Source organism: Saccharothrix sp. 6-C (assembly GCF_016695385.1).
GTDB classification, from domain to species: Bacteria; Actinomycetota; Actinomycetes; order Mycobacteriales; family Pseudonocardiaceae; genus Actinosynnema; species Actinosynnema texasense.
Genome location: NZ_CP064192.1, coordinates 3,765,082 through 3,784,006 on the forward strand (window position 1 = coordinate 3,765,082; position 18,925 = coordinate 3,784,006).

Genomic DNA, 18,925 nt, shown 5'->3' on the forward strand with positions numbered 1-18,925 from the left:
AACCGGATGACGACATGGTAGAAATGAGGCACAGCGCGATGACCAGCGCATTGACCACGCAGACCAGGAGGTGTTCCCGATGTTGATGCGCACGGACCCGTTCCGGGAGCTGGACCGGCTGGCGCAGCAGTTCTTCACCGGCCCGGGCACCTGGTCGCGGCCGACGTCCATGCCGATGGACGCCTACCGCGCCGGTGACCAGTTCGTGGTGGAGTTCGACCTGCCGGGCGTCTCGCCGGACGCCATCGACCTCGACGTCGAGCGCAACGTGCTCACCGTCAAGGCCGAGCGTCGCCCCAACCGCACGGACGACGTCGAGATGCAGCTGTCCGAGCGGCCGCTGGGCGTGTTCTCGCGCCAACTCTTCCTCGGTGACTCGCTCGACGTCGACCGGATCAAGGCCGACTACGACTCCGGCGTGCTGACCCTGCGCATCCCGATCGCGGAGAAGGCGAAGCCCCGCAAGATCACCATCGGCCAGACCGACGGCGCACCGAAGGAGATCAACGCCTGACACGTCCCCGCCGTCGGGTACCGGATGTGCACCGGGTCTGCGGCAGACAGGCCCGGTGCACATCGCCCACCCGCGTCGAACCACGAACCCGCGCCGCAGAACGCGGACGGCGCCTGACTTGGACCGGCCGGAAATGGGTGGAGCCCGCCGGTCGACGTCCGACAGGATCGCCGACCATGCGACCGGCCCCGGGGGAAGTGCTGCACTTCTCCGAAGACCCCACGATCACCCGGTTCGAACCGCACGTCGCCGCCACGGCCCGGCAGCCCGAGGCGTACGTGTGGGCCGTGGACCACGCACGGTCGCCCGACTACTGGTTCCCACGCCAGTGCCCACGCGCGATGGCGTGGGTCGAGCCCACCACCAGCGCCGAGGACCGGACGTGGCTGGGCGCCGAACGCGTCCACGCGGTCGAGTTCCGCTGGCTGCGCCGGATGCAGACCGCACGTCTGTACGCCTACCGGTTCGACGCGCGGCCGTTCCGGCCGTTCGGCGAACCGCCCAACGCCCACGTGGCCACCGAACCGGTCGAACCACTCGGCCCGCCCGAAGCGGTCGGCGACCTGGTGGCGTTGCACGAGGACGCCGGCATCGAGCTGCGGCTGACGGCCACCCTGTGGCCGTTCTGGCGTCGGGTGGTCGCGAGCACGCTCGGGTTCAGCGGCATCCGCCTGCGCAACGCCCTCCCCGAACCGGCCTGATCCCAGACCGGACGGACCCGACTCCGGCCCGCGCCTGCGCAGCAGGAGGCAACGACCAGGGTTGCTGACATACCGACCGGTCGGTACCCTCGCGACGTGGACGAACGGCGCATCGACGCGGTGGTGCTGGACTGGGGTGGTGTGCTCACGGTCTCCGTGCCCGCCTTCATCGACGACTGGCTGACCTCGGAGAACATCGACCGGGACCGTTACGGCCGGACCATCCGGACCTGGATGGGCCGCGACGCGGTCCCCGACAACCCGGTCGCGCGACTGGAGACCGGCGAGCTCACCACCGACGAGTTCGAGGCGCTCCTGGCCGCCGAGCTGGTCACCCTCGACGGGCGCGAGGTGGCGTCGAAAGGCCTGCTGCGCCGCATGTTCGGCAGCGCCCACCCCGACCCGAAGATGGTCGACCTGGTGCGCGAACTGCGCGCCGACGGCGTGCGGACCGTGCTGCTGTCCAACAGCTGGGGCGAGGGCTACCCCGAAGAGCTGCTGCTCGAGCTGTTCGACACGATCGTGATCAGCGGCCGGGTCGGGCTGCGCAAGCCCGACCCGCGCATCTTCCGGCACACCCTGGACCAGATCGGCCTGCCCGCCCACCGGTGCGTGTTCTTCGACGACGCGCCGGTCAACGTCGAAGCGGCGCAGGCCGTCGGCCTGCACGCCCACCGGCACACCGACGCCGACACGACCCGCGCGGTGATCGCGCAGCTCAGGGGAGTCGCCGCATGACCGAACTACCCGGCCTGGACCTCGACCGGCTCGCCGCGCACCTCGGCACCGGCCCGTTGACCGGCGAACTGATCCCCGGCGGGCGGTCCAACCTGACCTACCGCGTCGGCGACGGCCACGAGCGCTGGGTGCTGCGTCGCCCGCCGCTGGGCCACGTGCTGGCCACCGCCCACGACATGTCCCGCGAACACCGGGTGATCAAGGCCCTGGCCGACACCGCCGTGCCGGTGCCGCGGGTGGAGCTGCTCTGCGAGGACACCGACGTCATCGGCGCGCCGTTCTACCTGATGGAAGAGGTGCCCGGCGTGGCGCTGCGACACCGCGACCAGTGCCCGTGGCTCAGCCCGGACAAGGCCCGCGCCCTGTCCGAAAGGCTGGTCGACGTGCTCGCCGACCTGCACGCCGTCGACCCCCAGGACGTCGGCCTGGGCGACTTCGGCCGCCCGGACGGCTTCCTCAAGCGCCAGGTCGCCCGCTGGGGCAAGCAGCTCGACGCCTCCCGCAGCCGTGAGCTGCCCGGTATCGACGAGCTGCGCGACCGGCTCGCCGACAGCGTCCCCGACTCCGCCCGCGCCACGATCGTGCACGGCGACTACCGGCTGGACAACGTGCTGGTCACCGAGGACCCGCTGGACATCAGCGCGGTGCTGGACTGGGAGATGGCCACGCTGGGCGACCCGCTCGCCGACGTCGGCCTGCTGTGCGTGTACTGGAACGGCATCGGCGCGCGCGAGGACGACCCGATCACCGGCACCGTGCCCACGCTGCCCGGTTTCGCCGACACCGACGAGCTGGTCCGCCGCTACGCCGAGCGCAGCGGCGCCGACACCGGCGGTCTGGCCTGGTACACGGCGTTCGCCTACTTCAAGCTCGCCGTGATCCTCGAAGGCATCCACTTCCGCTTCACCCACGGCAAGACCGTGGGGGCGGGGTTCGACCAGATCGGCCAACTCACCCTGCCGCTGGTCCGGCAGGGACTCGCCGCGAGCTCAGGGGAGCACTGATGGACTTCGCCTACGACGCCAAGACCGAGCAACTGCGCGACAAGCTGCTGCGGTTCATGGACGAGTTCGTCTACCCCGCCGAACCCGTCGCCGAGCGGCAGTTGGCCGACGCCGAGGACCCGTGGGCGCGCCCGGCGGTGCTGGAGGAGCTGAAGGCCGAGGCGCGCAGGCAAGGGCTGTGGAACCTGTTCCTGCCCGACCCCGAGCACGGCGGCGGCCTGACGAACCTCCAGTACGCGCCGCTGGCCGAGATCACCGGCCGCAGCCCGCACCTGGCGCCCGAGGCGCTCAACTGCGCCGCGCCGGACACCGGGAACATGGAGGTGCTGGCGATGTTCGGCACCGAGCAGCAGCGCAAGCAGTGGCTGCGGCCCCTGCTCGACGGCGAGATCCGGTCGGCGTTCTGCATGACCGAGCCGGACGTCGCGTCCTCCGACGCCACCAACATCGCCACCAGCATCACCCGCGACGGCGACGAGTACGTCATCAACGGCACCAAGTGGTGGTCCTCGGGCGCGATGAACCCCAACTGCGCGATCTTCATCGTGATGGGCAAGACCGACCCCGACGCCGACCGGCACCGCCAGCAGGCGATGATCCTGGTCCCGCGCGACACGCCGGGCGTGCACGTCAAGCGCGGCATGCACGTGTTCGGCTACACCGACGCTTCCCACGGCGGGCACGCCGAGATCGTCTTCGACAACGTCCGCGTGCCCGCCGACAACCTGATCGCCGGCGAGGGCGAGGGCTTCGCGATCGCCCAGGCCCGCCTCGGCCCCGGCCGCATCCACCACTGCATGCGGCTCATCGGCATCGCCGAGCGCGCACTCGAACTCATGTGCCGACGCGCGATCTCGCGCGTCGCGTTCGGCCGGCCGATCGCGCGCCAGGGTGTCGTGCAGGAGTGGATCGCCGAGTCGCGGGTGCGGATCGAGCAGGCCAGGCTGCTGGTGCTCAAGACGGCGTGGCTGATGGACACCGTCGGCAACAAGGGCGCGCACACCGAGATCCAGGCCATCAAGATCGGCACGCCGCTCATGGCCGAGTGGGTGCTCGACAAGGCGATCCAGGCGCACGGCGCGGGCGGCGTGAGCCAGGACTTCCCGCTGGCCGAGCTGTGGGCGGCGGCGCGGACGCTGCGCCTGGCCGACGGCCCGGACGAGGTGCACCGGATGTCGTTGGCGAAGCGGGAGCTGAAGCGGTACCTGTGACGGGGTGAGCGATTTCGACGTCTTCCTCGCCGACTGCCCCGCCCGCACGACCCTGGAGGTGGTCGGGCACACCTGGTCCGTGGTGGTCGTCGTCGCCCTCGGCGACGGGCCGCTGCGGTACGGGGAGCTGCAGGACCGGATCGGCGGCATCAGCAACAAGATGCTCACCCAGACCCTGGCCCGGCTGCGGGGCAACGGGCTGCTGACGAGCGCGGACGGGTGCCACGAGCTGACCGCTCTCGGCCGGTCGCTGCTCACGCCCGTGCGCGCGCTCGCGGCGTGGGCGGAGGAGCACACCGGCGACCTGCTCGACGCCAGGCGGGACCCCGACGTGCCCGATGGCGCCGACGTGCCCGATGCGGGACGGCAGACCGGGCGTCCCGGCGAGCGCCAGGGCGCACCGGTGGCTCGGCGGCGTCGAGCACCGGCCGTTGGGCCGCAGGGTGGCCGGCAGCACGCGGCGGGGTCCAGGGCTGTCGGGTAGGTCGGCCGGGCACTGGCGAGACAGGCGAGGTGGGAGACAGGCGAGAGGTCGAGGGGGCGAGGGGTCGGGTGGTCACCGGGGTGGTGGGTGCCGGGGGCAGGGGTTGGTTGCCGGCCTCGTTGTTTCAACCGACGTTCCAGATCGACGGTAACGCCGTTACGTTTGACAGTCGGATGCAGGATCACTCGATCGTGGACGCGGTAGTCGGGAAAGAAGCAGGTCAGGGCAGTGTGCGTGGGAACCGATTGGTTCCTGGGACTGCGTGACCATTGCGCCATGAGCCGCGTTTCCGTCGTCACCGGAGCCAACCAGGGACTGGGGTTCGCCCTCGTCGAAGGACTCGCCCGCTGCGCCGGCCCGGCCGATGTCGTCTACCTCACCGGCCGGGACGCGGGGCGGGTCGAGGATGCCGCGGCCCGTCTCGGGCACGACGCCGTGCGCGCCCGCGCGCTGGACGTCGGCGACGGGAGGTCCGTCGCGGACTTCGCCGCCGACCTGCGCGAACGGCACGGGGGTGTGGACGTGGTGTTCTCCAACGCGGCCGCCCGGCTCAGCCCCGGCAGGCCGTGGAGCGACCAGGTCGGCGCCTTCGTCACCACCAACAACCTGGGCACCACCCACGTGCTCCGCGCGTTCACGCCGCTGCTGCGCCCGGGCGGCGCGCTGCTGGTGGTGGCCAGTTCCTTCGGCACGGTGCGCCACCTGCCCCGGCACCTGCACGAGCGCTTCGCCGCACGGACGCTGGAGGACGTCGACGCCACGATGCTCGCCTGGCGCGACGCCGTCCTCGACGGCACGGCGGCCGACCAGGGCTGGCCGGACTGGGTGAACATCCCGTCCAAGGTCGGCCAGGTCGCCGCCGTGCGCGTGGTCGCGGCCGCGCGCCGGGACGCGGACACCGCCGCCGGCACGCTGATCGCGGCGGTCTGCCCCGGCCTGGTCGACACCGACGCCTCCCGGCCCTGGTTCGCCGGGATGGGCGGCGCGGCCGAACCGGCCGAGGCGGCGGAGCGGCTGCTCGACCTGGCGCTCGGGGCGCGCCGCCGGGAGCACTACGGCGAGTTGGTCCAGTCCGGCCGGGTGCTGCGCTGGTCGTGAGGCACGGCCGCGAGCAGGGTGCGCGTGTAGTCGTGCCGCGGCGACAGCAGCACCTGTTCGACCGTGCCCTGCTCCACCAGCTCCCCCTGGTACATCACGGCGACCCGGTCGGCGATCGTCCACGCCAGACCGAGGTCGTGGGTGATCACCAGCGCGGCCAGGCCCAGCTCCCGGCGCAACCGCAGCAGCAACGCGAGGATCTCGCCGCGCACGGAGGCGTCCAGCGACGCCACCGGCTCGTCGGCGACCAGCAGCCTCGGTCCCAGCGCCAACGCGCCCGCGATCACCACGCGTTGCCGCTGGCCGCCGGACAGCTCGTGCGGCAACGACGGGAAGAACAGCTCCGGCGGCCGCAGCTCGGCCTGCGACAGCGCCTCGGCGACCCGCGCGGCCTCGTCGCCGGGCGCCCGGTGGATGCGCAGTCCTTCCGCGACGGCCTCGTACACGGAGTGCCGGGGGTTCAGCGCGCTCGTCGGGTCCTGCAGCACCAGCTGCACCTGCCGCCGGTACTCGCGCAGGCCCGACGCCGAGCGGGGGAGTTCGACGCCTTCGAACAACACCCGGCCCGCGGTCGGTTTCTGCAGGCCCAGCAGCGTCCGGGCCAACGTCGTCTTGCCCGAGCCGGACTGGCCGACCAGCGCGACGATCTCCCCGGCGCGCACCTCCAGGTCCACCCCGGCCACGGCCTCCGTCGCGCCGAACGACACGCGCACGCCGTCCGCGCGCAGCAGCACCGGTCCGTCGGGGGCCACCTCGGACGGCGTGACCTGCCGCGACGTCGGGTCGCCCACGGTCGGGAACGCCGCCGCCAAGGCCTGCGTGTGCGGGTGGGCGGGCGACGTGATCACCTCCCGCGCCGGGCCTTCCTCCACCACCTGCCCGTGCCGCATCACGGCCAGCCGGTCGCACGTCGAGGCCAGCACGGACAGGTCGTGGCTGATCATCACCAGCCCGATGCCGCGCTCGGCGACCAGCCGCTTCAGCACGTCGAGCACCTGCGCCTGCACCACCACGTCCAGCGCCGTGGTCGGCTCGTCCGCGATCACCAGGCGCGGTTCGCACGCCAACGCCATCGCGATCATCACCCGCTGCTTCTGCCCGCCCGACAGCTCGTGCGGGTAGGCGCGGGCCGCGCGGGCGGGCAGCTCCACCTGTTCCAGCAGCGCCGACACCGACCCGTTCACGCCGTGCAGCCGCATCGGCTCGGCGATCTGCTCGCCCACCCGGTGCACCGGGTTCAACGCGTGCATCGCGCCCTGGAACACCACCGACGCCGCCGCCCACCGCACGGCCCGCAGCCGGCCCCACGACATGCCCCGCACGTCCTCGCCGTCGAGCAGCACCTCGCCCTCGACCCGGGCGTTGCGCGGCAGCAACCGCAGCACCGACATGGCCACGGTCGACTTGCCGCACCCCGACTCCCCCGCCAGCCCCAGCGTCTGCCCGGCCTCCAGCGCCAGCGACACCGACCGCACCGCGGTGGCCTCGCCGCGCGCGGTCCGGTAGTGCACGCTCAGGTCGCGCAACTCCAGCAGGCTGCTCACCGCTCCCCCTTCAGCCGCGGGTTGAGCACCGTCTCCAGGGCCCGCCCGCACAGCGTGAACGCCAGCACCACGCACACCACGCCCAGGCCCGGCGGCACCAGGAACCACCACGCCCGCTGCGACACCGCGCCGTGCATGTTCGCCGCGTGCAGCAGCGACCCCCACGACACCCGTGTCGGGTCGCCCAACCCGAGGAACGACAGGGTCGACTCCGCCACGATCGCGCTGGCCACCGTCAACGTCGTGTTCACGAACACCAGCGGCAGCACCGCGGGCAGCACGTGGCGCCCGATCACGTGCGCGTGACCGCCGCCCAACGCGCGGGACCGCTCGATGAAGGGCCGCGCCTCCACCGCCAGGGTCTGCGCGCGCACCAGCCGCGCGGTCGCCGGCCACGACGTCACCCCGATCGCCAGCACGATCGTGCCCAGCCCGCGCGGCAGCACGGTCGACAGCGCGATCGCCAGCACCAGCGAGGGCAGCACCAGGAAGAAGTCGGTGAACCGCATCAGCACCGCCGACACCCAGCCGCCGAAGTGGGCCGCCGCGATCCCGACCACGGTGCCGATCAGCACCGACAGCACCGTCGCCGCGAGCCCCACGACCAGCGAGATCCGGGTGCCCCACCACGTCAGCAGCAGCACCGACCGCCCGTTGTGGTCCGTGCCCAGCCAGTGCTGCGCGGACGGCGGCTCCCACGGCCGGGCGGTCGCCCGCGTCACGTCCAGCCCGGACGTGTCGGTCACCAGCGGCGCCAGCACGGCCAGCGCCGCGATCACCGCCAGGCCGATCAGCCCGACCAGGCCGCCGCGCTGGGAGGCGAACTCCCGCCACGTCGCCCGTGCCGCGGCCCGCCGCCGTTGCCACGCGATGGCCGTCACGACGCACGCACCCGCGGGTCCAGGACCCGGTAGAGCAGGTCCGCGAACACGTTCATGGTGATCACCGCTCCCGCCAGCACCACGAACGTGCCCTGCAGCAGCGGCAGGTCCGGCCCGGTCAGCGCCTCGTAGGTCAACAGGCCCAGCCCGGGCCAGGAGAACACGGTCTCCACCGTGATCGCGCCCGACACCACCAGCCCCAGGTGCAGGAACACCAGCGTCACGGTCGGCAGCAGCGCGTTGGGCACGGCGTGCCGCCGCCGCACCACGTCGTCGCGCAGCCCTTTCGCCCGCGCGGTGGTCAGGTAGTCGGCGTGCATCTCCTCCAGCAGCGACGAGCGCATCACCAGCAGGTACTGCGCGTAGACCACGGCGATCATGGTCAGGCACGGCAGCACCATGTGGTGGGCCACGTCCAGCGACTGCGACAGGAAGTCCGGCGGCGTGTCGGGGTACCGCATGCCGCCGCTGGGGAACAGGTCGCCGGTCGCCAGCGACAGCAGCATGCCCAGCCAGAACGTCGGCATCGCCCACTGGGCCAGCGCCAGCCCGGTGGAGATCCGGTCCGACCGCGACCCGCGCCGCCACGCGCCGCGGATGCCCAGCCACAGCCCGATCGTCACGGCCAGCGCGGTCGAGGTGCCGGTGAGCAGCACGGTCGGCCACAGCCGTTCGCCGATCAGCTCCAGCACCGGTCTGCTGTAGACGTAGGAGGTGCCGAAGTCGCCGCGCAGCGCCGCGCCCAGGTAGTCGACGAACTGCTCGCCCAACGGCTTGTCCACGCCCAGTCGCGCGCGCAGCTCGGCGAGCTGGTCGCCGGTGACCGGGCGGCCGCGGGTCATCGCGACCACCGGGTCGCCGGGGATGACCCGGAACAGCAGGAACCCCAGCGTCACCACGAACAGCAGGCTGACCAGCGCGCCGCCGACCTTGCCCGCCAGGTGCCGGATCACTCGCGGTCCTCCGCGCGCAGCCCGCGCCGCCGACCCATCAGCCACGCGCCGCCGACCAGCACGATCAGCGCGCCGCCGACCACGCCGAGCACCAACCCGGTGGTGGAGCCGGTGTCGCCGCCGGTGGCGGTCGCGGGCGTGGCGCCGTAGTAGCCCCACATGCCGTTCTGGGCCATGATCACGCCGCCCGGGTCGGGCTGCACGGGGAAGGAGGCGAACTTGTCGCTGCGGTAGGCCTCCAGCGCGTTGTCGTAGCCCAGGACCACGGCCGGGACCTGGTCGTAGAACCGCTGCTGCATCCGCAGCACCAGCTCGCGCCGCTTGGCCGGGTCGAACTCGGCGCGCTGCCGCGCGTAGAGGGCGTCGTACTCGGCGTCGCAGAAGAACGTGTCGGTGGTGCCGCCCTTGCCGTCGGCGTTGGGGCGCTGGCCGCACGTGTGCAGCGACAGGATGAAGTCCGGGTCGGGGTTGGTGCCCCAGCCGGAGAACTGCAGGTCGAACGTCCCGGCCGTGCCCGCCTCGTTGAGCTGGTTGTCCGACACGACCTGCACGTCGACCGCGATGCCCAGGTCGGCCAGGGACCGCTTGACGAACTCGCCGGCCTGCTCGTCGTAGGCGCGGCCGGCGTGCCCGAGCAGCCGCAGCTCCATGCGCCTGCCCTGCGGGGACACGCGGATGCCGTCCGTGCCGCGCGCGTACCCGGCCTGGTCCAGGTCGGCGTTGGCCGCCGCCGGGTCGTGAGGGTAGGGCTGTTCGGGCTTGAGGTGGTAGTCGGCGAACACCGGCGGGATCGGGCCGGTGCCGCGCTGCGCGTAGCCGCCGTTGACCTTGTCGATGATCGCGTCCAGGTCGAGCGACTTGGCGATGGCGCGGCGCACCACGACGTCCTTCAACGCCGGGTGCCCGTCGCCGATCGGCTCGCCGGTGCGCGTCGCCGCCCCCGAGTTGATCACGATCTCGTTGAAGCGGCGGCCCTGCGCCTGGTTGCGGGTGATGCCGTCCTTGTCCTTGAGCGAGTCGAACTGCGCCGGGCCCATCCGGTTGACCAGGTCGACCTCGCCCTTGGACAGCGCCTGCACGGCGGCGTCGGCGGTCTTGTAGTAGCTGAACGTCAGCTCGTCGTACTTGGGCGCGCCCCGCCAGTAGTCCTTGTTCGCCTTGAACCGGATGAACTCGTTGGCCCGGTACTCGGTGAGGATGAACGGCCCGCTGCCCACCACGGGGGTCTGGTCGTTGCGGTACTCGCCGATGTCGGCGACCTTCGACCAGACGTGCGCGGGCACGATCGGCACGTCCAGCGCGAGCATGGTCGCCTGCGGCTGCTTGGTCTTGATCACCAGTGTGCGGTCGTCGGTCGCGGTGACCGACTCGAACTCGGCGGTGAAGCTGCCGTTGGCGGTGGCGGCGGTCTCGTCGCGCATCATCAGGTCGTAGGTGAACGCCGCGTCCTCGGCGGTGACGGGCTGCCCGTCGGACCACTTCTTGCCCTCCGGCACGTGGAACGTCCACGTCAGCCGGTCCTCGGAGGACTCCCACCGGTCGGCCAGGCCCTCTACCGGGCGCTGGTCCTTCACGTCGTAGGCGGTCAGGTAGTCGTACATCAGCCTGCCGACCTCGGTGCCCGCCTGGAAGATCGACAGGAACGGGTTGAGCGAATCCACCTGCTGGGTGATCGCCACCCGCAAGGTCACCGCCTGTTGCGCCTGCGCCGGTGTCGGCGCGAGCAGAACCACCAAAGTCATCGCCGCCGTGACCGCGCCGAATCGTCGGATACCCACAGTGACCGCCTCCCGCCCGTGAGTGGAAGTCAAGAAGTAACCACTACGTTGTGGCACACGTCAAGAACCGACATCGCCTCGGTACGGTGAACTCATGCGGATCTTGATCTCGGCGGACATGGAAGGGGCGACGGGGGTCACCTGGACCGCCGACGTCGTCCCGCAGACCGAGCAGTGGCAGCGTTTCCGCCGGCTGTTCACCGGCGACGTCAACGCCTGCGTCGCGGGCCTGCACGCGGGCGGCGCGACCGACGTGCTCGTCAACGAGGCCCACTCCTCGCAGCGCAACCTCCTGCTGGAGGACCTCGACCCCCGCGCCCGGCTGCTCACCGGGCGGCACAAGCCGCTGTCGATGATGCAGGGCGTCGACTCCGGTGTGGACGGCGTGGTGTTCCTCGGCTACCACGCCGGCGCGGGCCAGGAGGGCGTCCTCGCCCACACCTACCTGGAGAACTCGATCACCGGGGTGTGGCTGGACGGCGTGCCCGCGAGCGAGGGCAGGCTCAACGCCGCGCTGGCCGCCGAGCACGGCGTCCCCGTGCTGCTCGTGACCGGCGACGACAAGGCCTGCGACGACGCCCGCGACTACGCGCCCGGCGCCGGGTACGTCGCCGTCAAGGAGTGCGTCAGCCGCTACGCCGCCGTCTGCTCGCCCCCTCAGGTGACCTCCGAGCTGATCACTGCGGCCGCCCGCGCGGCCGCGGGCCGGGCCGGACGGGCGCCGGGCGCGGTCGCCGCGCACCGGGTCGAGGTGGAGTTCGACGCCACCCACCTGGCGGCCGCCGCGGCGGTGGTCCCTACGGTGGAGCGGGTCGGAGCACGCCGGGTCGGGTTCGACGCGGCGTCGATGACGCTGACGATGCAGGCGTTCAAGGTCGTCACCGCGATCGCCGCGGGGGCGGTGGAGGGTATCTATGGCTGAGGACGTCGTCGACCTGTGCGCGGCGCTGCTGCGGTTCGACACCACCAACCGCGGCGGCGGCGACTCCGCCGGCGAACGGGAGGCCGCCGAGTTCGTCGCGGCGCACCTGGACGCCGTCGGCGTGCCCGCGACCGTGCTCGAACCCGCGCCGCGCCGGGGCAACGTGCTGGCCCGCGTGACCGGCTCCGACCCCGACCTGCCCGCGCTGCTCGTGCAGGCGCACCTGGACGTGGTGCCCGCCGACCCCGCCGAGTGGAGCGTGCCGCCGTTCGCCGGGATCGAGCGCGACGGCTACCTGTGGGGCCGCGGCGCGGTCGACATGAAGGACATGATCGCCATGGTCCTGGCCGTGCTGGGCGACTGGTCCCGCGAGGGCCGCCGGCCGCGCCGCGACATCGTGCTCGCGTTCGTCGCCGACGAGGAGGACCGCGGCGAGTTCGGCGCGCACTGGCTCGTCGACCACCACGCCGACTTCTTCGCCGGCTGCGCCACCGCGATCGGCGAGTCCGGCGGCTACGCCTACCCCGTCGGCGACCGGCGCGTCTACCCCATCGGCACGGCCGAACGCGGCACCTCCCACCTGCGGCTCACCGCCACCGGGCGCGCCGGGCACGGCTCCCGCCGCAACGACGACAACGCCGTGGCCAAGCTTCTGGCCGCGCTCGCCCGCGTCACCGCCCTGCGGCACCCCGTGCGGCTGACCCCGACCGTGCGGGCGTTCATCGAACGGGTCGGCGCCGCGCTGGACGTGCCGGTCGACCTGGCCGACGTCGACGCCACCATCGCCCGGTTCGGCGCCGCCGCGAAGCTGGTCGAGAACACCGTCCGCGACAGCGTCACGCCCACCGTGCTCCAAGCCGGGTACAAGGTGAACGTGATCCCCGGCAGCGCCACCGCCGAACTGGACGTGCGCACCCTGCCCGGCGCCGCGGACGAGCTGCTCGCCTCGATCGACGCCGCCCTCGGCCCGGACGTGCGACGCGAGTTCATCGCCGACGAACCGCCCGTGCAGGCGCCGATCGACTCGCCGTGGTTCGACGCCATGGCCGCGGCGCTGCGCGCGGAGGACCCCGAGGCCGTCGTCGTGCCCTACTGCATGGGCGGCGGCACGGACGCCAAGGCGTTCAACCGGCTGGGCATCGACTGCTACGGCTTCGCCCCGCTGTCCCTGCCGGCCGGCTACGACTACCGCGCCATGCCGCACGGCGTGGACGAGCGCGTGCCCGTGGAAGGGCTCCGCTTCGGCGCCCGCGTGCTCGACCGGTTCCTGTCCTCGTAACCCGCCATCACTCCATCGGGTGGGACGGGCCCGGTATCCCCACCCCTCACCACACCCTCCTAGCTCGGGGAGTGCTGGGTGAAGGAGGCCGGGACGTGTGGGCGCGAATCACCAGAGGGGCAGTGGCGGCGGCGATCGTCGTGGGCGTCGCCTCGTGCGACAGCGGGGTGTTCGACCACCCGGGCGGTGACACCGGGACCGACCGGGGCACCACCGGGGGCGGCAGCGGGAGCGGTTCGGGCGGGAACACCACCACCGGGTCGAGGAACGGCGGGGATCGGTACGGCTGGTTCCTCCCGGAGGGACCGGATTCGCCGAACTTCCCCGAAGACGACGTGTACCGGCGGCTGGTGTCGTGGGCCTGCGCCCACCTGGACGGGCAGTGGAGCTCGATGACGAGCCCGCGCGCCGTGCTGCTCCACCAGGCGGCGGTCCACCTGTGCCGGGGCGACGAGCCGGCCGGCGCGGCCAGGGACGACCCGCGCGGACACGCCGAACCGACCACGGCCACCACGACCACGAATCAGAGGACCACCACCACGACCACCACGACGTCATGACCCCGGTCGTCCGGGATCCGCCCGGCGCGGCCTCCGACGAGCCGGACGCCGTGCGCCGCGTCGGCGAGGCGCTGGCCAACGTCACCGTGCTCACCGGTCTGCTGGTGTACTTCGGCTGGCGGCGCAGCGACGTGCAGGCCCGCGAGCTGGGCCTCGACAGCGCCGTGCTGGGCATGTCCACCACGGACTACGTGCTGCGCAGCGTCGGACCGGTGTTCCTGCTGCTCGCCGTCGTCGTCGGGATCGCCCTGGTCTGCCGGTGGCTGGAACCCCGCGTCCGCGCGGCGACCGCCCGGCCCGGCGCCCGCGCGCGGGCGCTCTCGGCGAGCCTGTCGGCGGCCTGGCTGGTCCTGCCCGCCCTGGCCGTGGTGATCGGGCTGCTGGTCCCGGTCACCAGCTTCTACGCGTTCCCCCTCGCGGTCGGCGGCGGCATCCTGCTGTCGCTGCACGCGGCCCGCCTGCGCCGCCCGGACGCGCACCCGACGTGGACCAGGGTGCTCGGCTTCGCCGTCGGGTCGCTCTCCCTGTTCTGGTCGGCGGGCAACTACGCCGAGGTCCGGGGCGTCGAACTGGCCCGCGAGTACGCCGAGGACCTGCACGGGCAGACCGCCGTCGTCGTCTACGCCCCGCAACGCCTGCACATCACCGCGCCCGGGGCCTGCGAGGAACCCCTGCCCGCCGAGGGCTCCCGCTACCGGTTCCGCTACGCGGGCCTGCGCCTGCTCGCCAAGGTCGGCGCCAAGTACTTCCTCGTCTCCGACGGCTGGACCCGCGACCGCGGCACCGTGGTCGTGCTCGCCGACGACGACCTCCGCGTCGAACTGGGCCACGGCGACCAGGCACGCCCGCCGGGCTGCGCGGGCGCTACAGGTCCAGGTCGGTGATCTCGCGCAGCCTGGCCAGCGCGTCGAGCAGCGCGACCATCCGCGGCCGGCCCAGGTGCGCGGTCCACTCCCGCTGCACCTCGGCGATCGCGTCCACGCAGACCGGGATCGCCCGGCGCCCGCGCTCGGCCACCCGGATCAGCCGGGCCCGCGCATCGGTCGGGTCCGGGCCGCGCTCCACGTAACCGGCGCGTTCGAGCTGGTCGACCAGGAAACCGGCGGTCTGCTTGGTCACCCGGGCGGCCTCCGCGAGCTCCGTGAGCCGCGACCCGTCCCGGTCGATCCGGTGGAACACCCGTGCCTGCGCGGGCGTCACGTCGTCGAACCCCGCCCGCGAGAGGGCGGCGAACACCCGGTTCTCGAGTTCGCGGTGCGGCAGGTACAGCAACAGGCCGAGGTCGTCGGGCACGTCACTCCTTGACATCGGTCAGGAAGTTGATCACCCTATCGTGTCGTGCCCGTCGGGTGACGCCGCTAGTCGAAGCGGATGTGCTTCACCGAAGTCCACGTCCGCCGCACCCGGCCGCGCAGCCTGCTGTCGGTGTTCGGCGTCAGCGCCAACCCGGCCGACGCGGCGACCCGGTCCGCGACCTGCGCCACCGTCAGGTGGTCGGTCCACACGTGCTCGGCGAACTCCGGCTCGCGCAGCCCTGACAGGCAGCGGTCCACCACCCGCAGCGCGAAGCTCTCCCGGCGCAGCGGCGCGTCCTTGCCGAGCACGACCCGCGCCGCGTGCCCGAACCCGCGTTCCCGCAGCCGCCGCACCACCGTCTCCCGCTCGGCCAGCAACGCGAAGTGCCGCACGTCGTGGCCCCGGTCGCGCAACCCGCCGACGATCTCCCGGAAGTAGGCGGGCTCCACCACCGTCATCGGCACCACGACCACCCCGTCGTGCCCGCTCGCCGCCCGGTCCAGCACCTCCACCACGCCCCGCCGCCACGACGCCAGGTCCTGGAAGTCGCCGCGCAGCGCGGGCGGCGTCATCCGGTGCAGCGCGAACCCGACGTGCTCGGGGTCGCTGAGGAAGCTGCCCGGCAACCGCCGCCGCAACTCGTGCGCGGTCTGGGTCTTGCCGCCGCCGAACGGCCCGTTGATCCACAGGAGCACGTCACCGACCTTACGGACGCCGCGCCAACCGGACGAGCTTGAGCGCCAGGTGCAGCTCCAGGCGGGCGCCGCCGTCGGCCAGGTCGCGGCCGGTCAGCTCGGCGATCCGACCCAACCGGTAGTACAGGCTGGTGCGGTGCAGGTGCAGGCGCTCCGCCGCGGCACGCACCTCGCAGCCGCAGTCCAGGTACACCTCCAGCGTCCGCAGCAGCACCTCCGACAACCCGGCCAGCACCTCGTCCGGCGACGCGCCCAGCAGCAGCCGGTACGCGCCCAGTTCGGACCACCGCACCCGGTCCGGCAACGCCGGGTCCAGCCGCGCCAGCTCCGCCGCCGCCAACGCCTGCTGGTAGGCCGCGCCGGTCCGGTCCGGCGGGTGAGGGTCGCTCACCCCGACGTGCCCGGGCAGGTCCGGCACGGCGTCGGCGGCCGGCACCGTGCGCACCACCCGCGGCTCCAACGCCACCACCACCCGCACCGGAGCCCGCTCGCCGACGGGCACCTGCGCCGCCAACGCCGCCAACCGCTCACCCAGGTCCACCTCCGGCACGTCACCCAGCACCCACAGGTAGCCGACCAGCGCCCCGTTGTGCCGCAACGGGAACCCCACCCGCTGCTGGAACCCCAACGCCGCGTTCCCCGGCACCCGCACCGGCCCCGTCGCGGTCGCCACGCCGTGCTGCTCCTGCCAGGCCGCCACGTCCGCGGGCACCCGCCGGGTCAGGATCGCCCGCACCCGCGCCTGGTCCACGTCGTCGGTCTGGGCGCTGTGCGCCACCACCCGGCCCGCCACGTCGTCCACCGACACCCCGCGCCCCAGCACCCGGGACAGCTCGTCCAGCAGCTCCTGCATTCCGACAACTGTAGGAACAACTCCAGTCCCGGGACGGTCGCCCCACCCGACGCCGACGCCCTAGCGTGATCGACCGTGACGAACAGCAGGATCGCACCCTGGGCCTCACCGCAGGCGCAACGCAGGCTCGCCGAGGTCGAGGCCGCCGTGTCCGCCGACCTGACCCCGACCGGTGTCGCGGGCACCGTCCGCAAGGCGCTCGAAGCGCACGCCGCCCAGGTCGACGACGACGGGATCGTGCTCTACGCGGGCACCAACGTGCTCAGCCCCGCCGCCGCCGAAGCCGTGCGGACCACCGTGTCCAGCCGGCCCAGCATGGGCTGGCCCGGCGAGAAGTACCAGGTCGGCCTCGACCACCTGGACACCCTCGAAGTCCTCGCGCCGATGCTCGTCGCCTCCCTCATGGAGGGCCGGTTCGCCGAGGTCCGGCTCCAGAGCGCCACCCTGGCCAACCTCGCCGTCTACACCGCGTTCGCCCGTGCCGGCGACAAGATCGCGGTGCTGCCCGAGTTCGCCGGCGGCCACGCCAGCCACCACGCCCAAGGCGTGCCCGCGATCCGCGGCCTGACCGTGGTCGACCTGCCGTACCTGCCCGACGAGCTCGACCTCGACTACGGCAAGCTGCCCGGGTTCCTGCGGGTGCACCGGCCGCGGATCGTGGTGATCGGCGCGAGCATGATGCTGTTCCCGCACGACGTCGCCGCGGTGCGCGCGGCAGCCGACGAGGTCGGCGCGGTCCTCCTCTACGACGCCTCCCACATGGCCGGGCTCGTCGCCGGCAAGGAGTTCCAGCGCCCGCTGCACGAGGGCGCGCACCTGATGACGTTCTCCACCTACAAGTCGTTCGGCGGCCCCTCCGGCGGCTGCGTCGTCACCCGCGACCCGGAGCTGGCCGAACGCGTCTCGAACGTCGCCTACCCCGGGATGCTCGCCAACTACGACGCCGGACGCCTCGGCGCCCTCGCCGTCGCCGCCGCCGAACTGGCCGAACAGGGCCCCGACTACGCGCGGGCCTGCATCGCCAACGCCCAGGCGCTGGGCGCGGCGCTGGCCGAGAACGGCTTCGACGTCGCCCGCCACGACGGCGTCTTCACCCGCTCCCACCACCTCGCGATCGACGCCCTCACCCTCGGCGGCGGCGACGCGGCGGCCGTGCTGCTCGGCGAGGCGGGCGTCTACCTCAGCGGCATCGGCCTGCCGTGGCAGCGCATCGACGAAGGGTTGCGCGGCCTGCGCATCGGCACCCAGGAGATCACCCGACGCGGCTTCACCCCCGCGCACCAGCCCGCCATCGCCGCCCTGATGCGCCGCGCCCTGCTCGACCGCGAAGCACCCGAGCGCGTCCGGGCCGACGCCGTCGCGCTGCGCCGGGAGGTCAACGCGACCAGCTGACCGGCAGCCGGGATCACGCGGGCGAACACCTGTTCAAGAAGGGTGCGCCGGCCGATCGAGGACCGTAGTCGTCCTCATTGGCCCCTAGGGCCTGTCCTCAAAGCCAGATGAGCAGGGTGGCCAGGTCGATCATGCCTCGGTAGGACACGGCGGTCTTGTCGAAGCGGGTGGCGATGGCTCGGAACTGCTTGAGCCGGTTGAAGCAGCGTTCGACCACGTTGCGTCGTTTGTAGGCGGTGCGGTCGAAGGCCGGCGGGCGTCCGCCTGCCCGGCCTTTGCGCTTGCGGTTGGCCTGCTGGTCACGGCGTTCCGGGATGGTGGCCGGGATGCCACGTTTGCGCAGGTGGGCGCGGATGGCTTTGGTCGAGTAGCCCTTGTCCGCGATCACGCGCACGGGTCTGGTCGCCGGGCGGCCAGGCCCCGGCCGGTCGAACCGGATACCGGCCATGACGGTGGTGAACTGGGTGCAGTCGTTGACGTTGCCGCCGGTCAGGACGACCGACAGCGGTCGACCGTGGCCGTCGCACGCGAGGTGGATCCTGGTGGTGGGTCCGCCGCGGGAACGGCCGATGGCATGATCACCTGGCTCGCTGTGCCCGCCGCACGGTCCGTCCGCCCCCTGTGTGGGACGCGGCCGTGCGGCGGGCGCCGGCGGCGTGCTGATGCGCCCGCACGATGCTGGAATCCACCGACACCTCGCGGTCGAGCTCGTCGATCGCCTCGGCGACCACCCGCACCTTCCCGACCAGCGCGGTGAGCGTGCCGTTGCGGGACCAGCGCCAGAAGCGGTTATAGACCGTTTTCCACGGCCCGTAGCGTTCCGGCAGATCCCGCCAGGCGACACCCGTTTTTGCCTTGAACAGCATCCCGTTGATCACCCGACGGTCGTCCACCCGCGGACGACCTTTCGCGCCCGAGACGGGCAGCAACGGCTCGATCGCCTGCCACTGCTCGTCGGTCAACTCGTGCCTGCGGATCACGACCCGAGATCAAAGCAGATCAGCCATACCCACTTTGAGGAC

The 18,925-nt window shown here is 72.7% G+C and carries 20 protein-coding genes; 12 read left to right on the plus strand and 8 right to left on the minus strand.

Annotated features, from left to right (window positions below; translation table 11 throughout):
* The first annotated feature begins 79 nt into the window (after window positions 1-79).
* The 7 genes from IOD16_RS16120 (at window position 80) to IOD16_RS16150 (ending at window position 5,750) form a co-directional block, all read left to right on the plus strand.
* The gene (locus tag IOD16_RS16120) at window positions 80-514 is read left to right on the plus strand and encodes an Hsp20/alpha crystallin family protein (RefSeq protein WP_123747701.1); all 435 of its coding nucleotides are present in this window, start codon (window positions 80-82) and stop codon (window positions 512-514) included.
* Between the two features lie 176 nt (window positions 515-690).
* Entirely contained in the window at window positions 691-1,215 is a 525-nt protein-coding gene (locus tag IOD16_RS16125) for a DUF6886 family protein (RefSeq protein ID WP_201440703.1), read from the plus strand.
* Window positions 1,216-1,311: 96 nt separating this feature from the next.
* Window positions 1,312-1,953, plus strand: a complete 642-nt coding sequence (locus IOD16_RS16130) for an HAD family hydrolase (protein ID WP_201440704.1) — start codon at window positions 1,312-1,314, stop codon at window positions 1,951-1,953.
* Complete coding sequence (locus IOD16_RS16135) at window positions 1,950-2,957, plus strand: phosphotransferase family protein (protein ID WP_201440705.1); 1,008 nt, start codon at window positions 1,950-1,952, stop codon at window positions 2,955-2,957. The genes IOD16_RS16130 and IOD16_RS16135 overlap by 4 nt, the downstream gene beginning before the upstream one ends.
* The gene (locus IOD16_RS16140) at window positions 2,957-4,168 is read left to right on the plus strand and encodes an acyl-CoA dehydrogenase family protein (protein WP_201440706.1); all 1,212 of its coding nucleotides are present in this window, start codon (window positions 2,957-2,959) and stop codon (window positions 4,166-4,168) included. The genes IOD16_RS16135 and IOD16_RS16140 overlap by 1 nt, the downstream gene beginning before the upstream one ends.
* 4 nt (window positions 4,169-4,172) lie before the next feature.
* Window positions 4,173-4,652, plus strand: a complete 480-nt coding sequence (locus IOD16_RS16145; RefSeq protein ID WP_201440707.1) for a winged helix-turn-helix transcriptional regulator — start codon at window positions 4,173-4,175, stop codon at window positions 4,650-4,652.
* A 276-nt stretch (window positions 4,653-4,928) separates the two neighbouring features.
* A complete protein-coding gene (locus IOD16_RS16150; protein WP_201440708.1) occupies window positions 4,929-5,750 on the plus strand; it encodes an SDR family NAD(P)-dependent oxidoreductase in 822 nt (273 codons plus the stop codon).
* On the opposite strand, the gene nikE is transcribed toward IOD16_RS16150, so the two are convergent.
* From nikE to IOD16_RS16170, 4 genes are read right to left on the minus strand one after another with little or no spacing between them, the layout of a single operon-like run.
* Window positions 5,705-7,294 carry a nickel ABC transporter ATP-binding protein NikE gene (nikE, locus tag IOD16_RS16155; RefSeq protein WP_201440709.1) on the minus strand — a complete coding sequence of 530 codons (1,590 nt, stop codon included), beginning with the start codon at window positions 7,292-7,294 and terminating at the stop codon, window positions 5,705-5,707. The two genes, IOD16_RS16150 and nikE, sit on opposite strands and share 46 nt — an antisense overlap.
* Entirely contained in the window at window positions 7,291-8,175 is an 885-nt protein-coding gene (locus IOD16_RS16160) for an ABC transporter permease (protein ID WP_201440710.1), read from the minus strand. The genes nikE and IOD16_RS16160 overlap by 4 nt, the downstream gene beginning before the upstream one ends.
* Entirely contained in the window at window positions 8,172-9,128 is a 957-nt protein-coding gene (locus tag IOD16_RS16165) for an ABC transporter permease (RefSeq protein ID WP_328809464.1), read from the minus strand. Before IOD16_RS16165 ends, IOD16_RS16160 begins: the two co-directional genes overlap by 4 nt.
* Entirely contained in the window at window positions 9,125-10,870 is a 1,746-nt protein-coding gene (locus IOD16_RS16170; protein WP_201440711.1) for an ABC transporter substrate-binding protein, read from the minus strand. Before IOD16_RS16170 ends, IOD16_RS16165 begins: the two co-directional genes overlap by 4 nt.
* A 130-nt stretch (window positions 10,871-11,000) precedes the next feature.
* Here IOD16_RS16170 and IOD16_RS16175 point away from each other — a divergent pair, with 130 nt between their 5' ends.
* From IOD16_RS16175 to IOD16_RS16190, 4 genes are all read left to right on the plus strand, one after another.
* Window positions 11,001-11,828 carry a M55 family metallopeptidase gene (locus IOD16_RS16175; RefSeq protein ID WP_201440712.1) on the plus strand — a complete coding sequence of 276 codons (828 nt, stop codon included), beginning with the start codon at window positions 11,001-11,003 and terminating at the stop codon, window positions 11,826-11,828.
* Window positions 11,821-13,107, plus strand: coding sequence for a M20/M25/M40 family metallo-hydrolase (locus IOD16_RS16180; protein WP_123741518.1), 1,287 nt, complete (start codon window positions 11,821-11,823; stop codon window positions 13,105-13,107). The genes IOD16_RS16175 and IOD16_RS16180 overlap by 8 nt, the downstream gene beginning before the upstream one ends.
* A gap of 95 nt (window positions 13,108-13,202) precedes the next feature.
* Window positions 13,203-13,667: a hypothetical protein gene (locus IOD16_RS16185; protein WP_201440713.1), complete on the plus strand. Its 465-nt coding sequence runs from the start codon at window positions 13,203-13,205 to the stop codon at window positions 13,665-13,667.
* Entirely contained in the window at window positions 13,664-14,551 is an 888-nt protein-coding gene (locus IOD16_RS16190) for a hypothetical protein (RefSeq protein WP_201440714.1), read from the plus strand. Before IOD16_RS16185 ends, IOD16_RS16190 begins: the two co-directional genes overlap by 4 nt.
* Here the strand turns inward: IOD16_RS16190 and IOD16_RS16195 are convergent.
* The 3 genes from IOD16_RS16195 to IOD16_RS16205 all read right to left on the minus strand — a co-directional run bounded on the left by IOD16_RS16195 (window position 14,532) and on the right by IOD16_RS16205 (window position 16,511).
* Entirely contained in the window at window positions 14,532-14,960 is a 429-nt protein-coding gene (locus tag IOD16_RS16195; protein ID WP_236595025.1) for a MarR family winged helix-turn-helix transcriptional regulator, read from the minus strand. The genes IOD16_RS16190 and IOD16_RS16195 overlap by 20 nt on opposite strands.
* Before the next feature lie 65 nt (window positions 14,961-15,025).
* The gene (locus IOD16_RS16200; RefSeq protein WP_201440715.1) at window positions 15,026-15,658 is read right to left on the minus strand and encodes an AAA family ATPase; all 633 of its coding nucleotides are present in this window, start codon (window positions 15,656-15,658) and stop codon (window positions 15,026-15,028) included.
* Between the two features lie 10 nt (window positions 15,659-15,668).
* The gene (locus IOD16_RS16205) at window positions 15,669-16,511 is read right to left on the minus strand and encodes a PucR family transcriptional regulator (protein ID WP_201440716.1); all 843 of its coding nucleotides are present in this window, start codon (window positions 16,509-16,511) and stop codon (window positions 15,669-15,671) included.
* Between the two features lie 75 nt (window positions 16,512-16,586).
* On the opposite strand from IOD16_RS16205, the gene IOD16_RS16210 reads away from it, so the two are divergent.
* Complete coding sequence (locus IOD16_RS16210; protein WP_201440717.1) at window positions 16,587-17,903, plus strand: DegT/DnrJ/EryC1/StrS family aminotransferase; 1,317 nt, start codon at window positions 16,587-16,589, stop codon at window positions 17,901-17,903.
* 97 nt (window positions 17,904-18,000) lie between these two features.
* Here IOD16_RS16210 and IOD16_RS16215 read toward each other — a convergent pair.
* A protein-coding gene (locus IOD16_RS16215; RefSeq protein ID WP_236595174.1) for an IS5 family transposase occupies window positions 18,001-18,880 on the minus strand; the annotation gives its coding sequence in 2 pieces (ribosomal slippage) (window positions 18,001-18,541 and window positions 18,540-18,880; 882 coding nt in all).
* Between the last annotated feature and the right edge of the window lie 45 nt (window positions 18,881-18,925).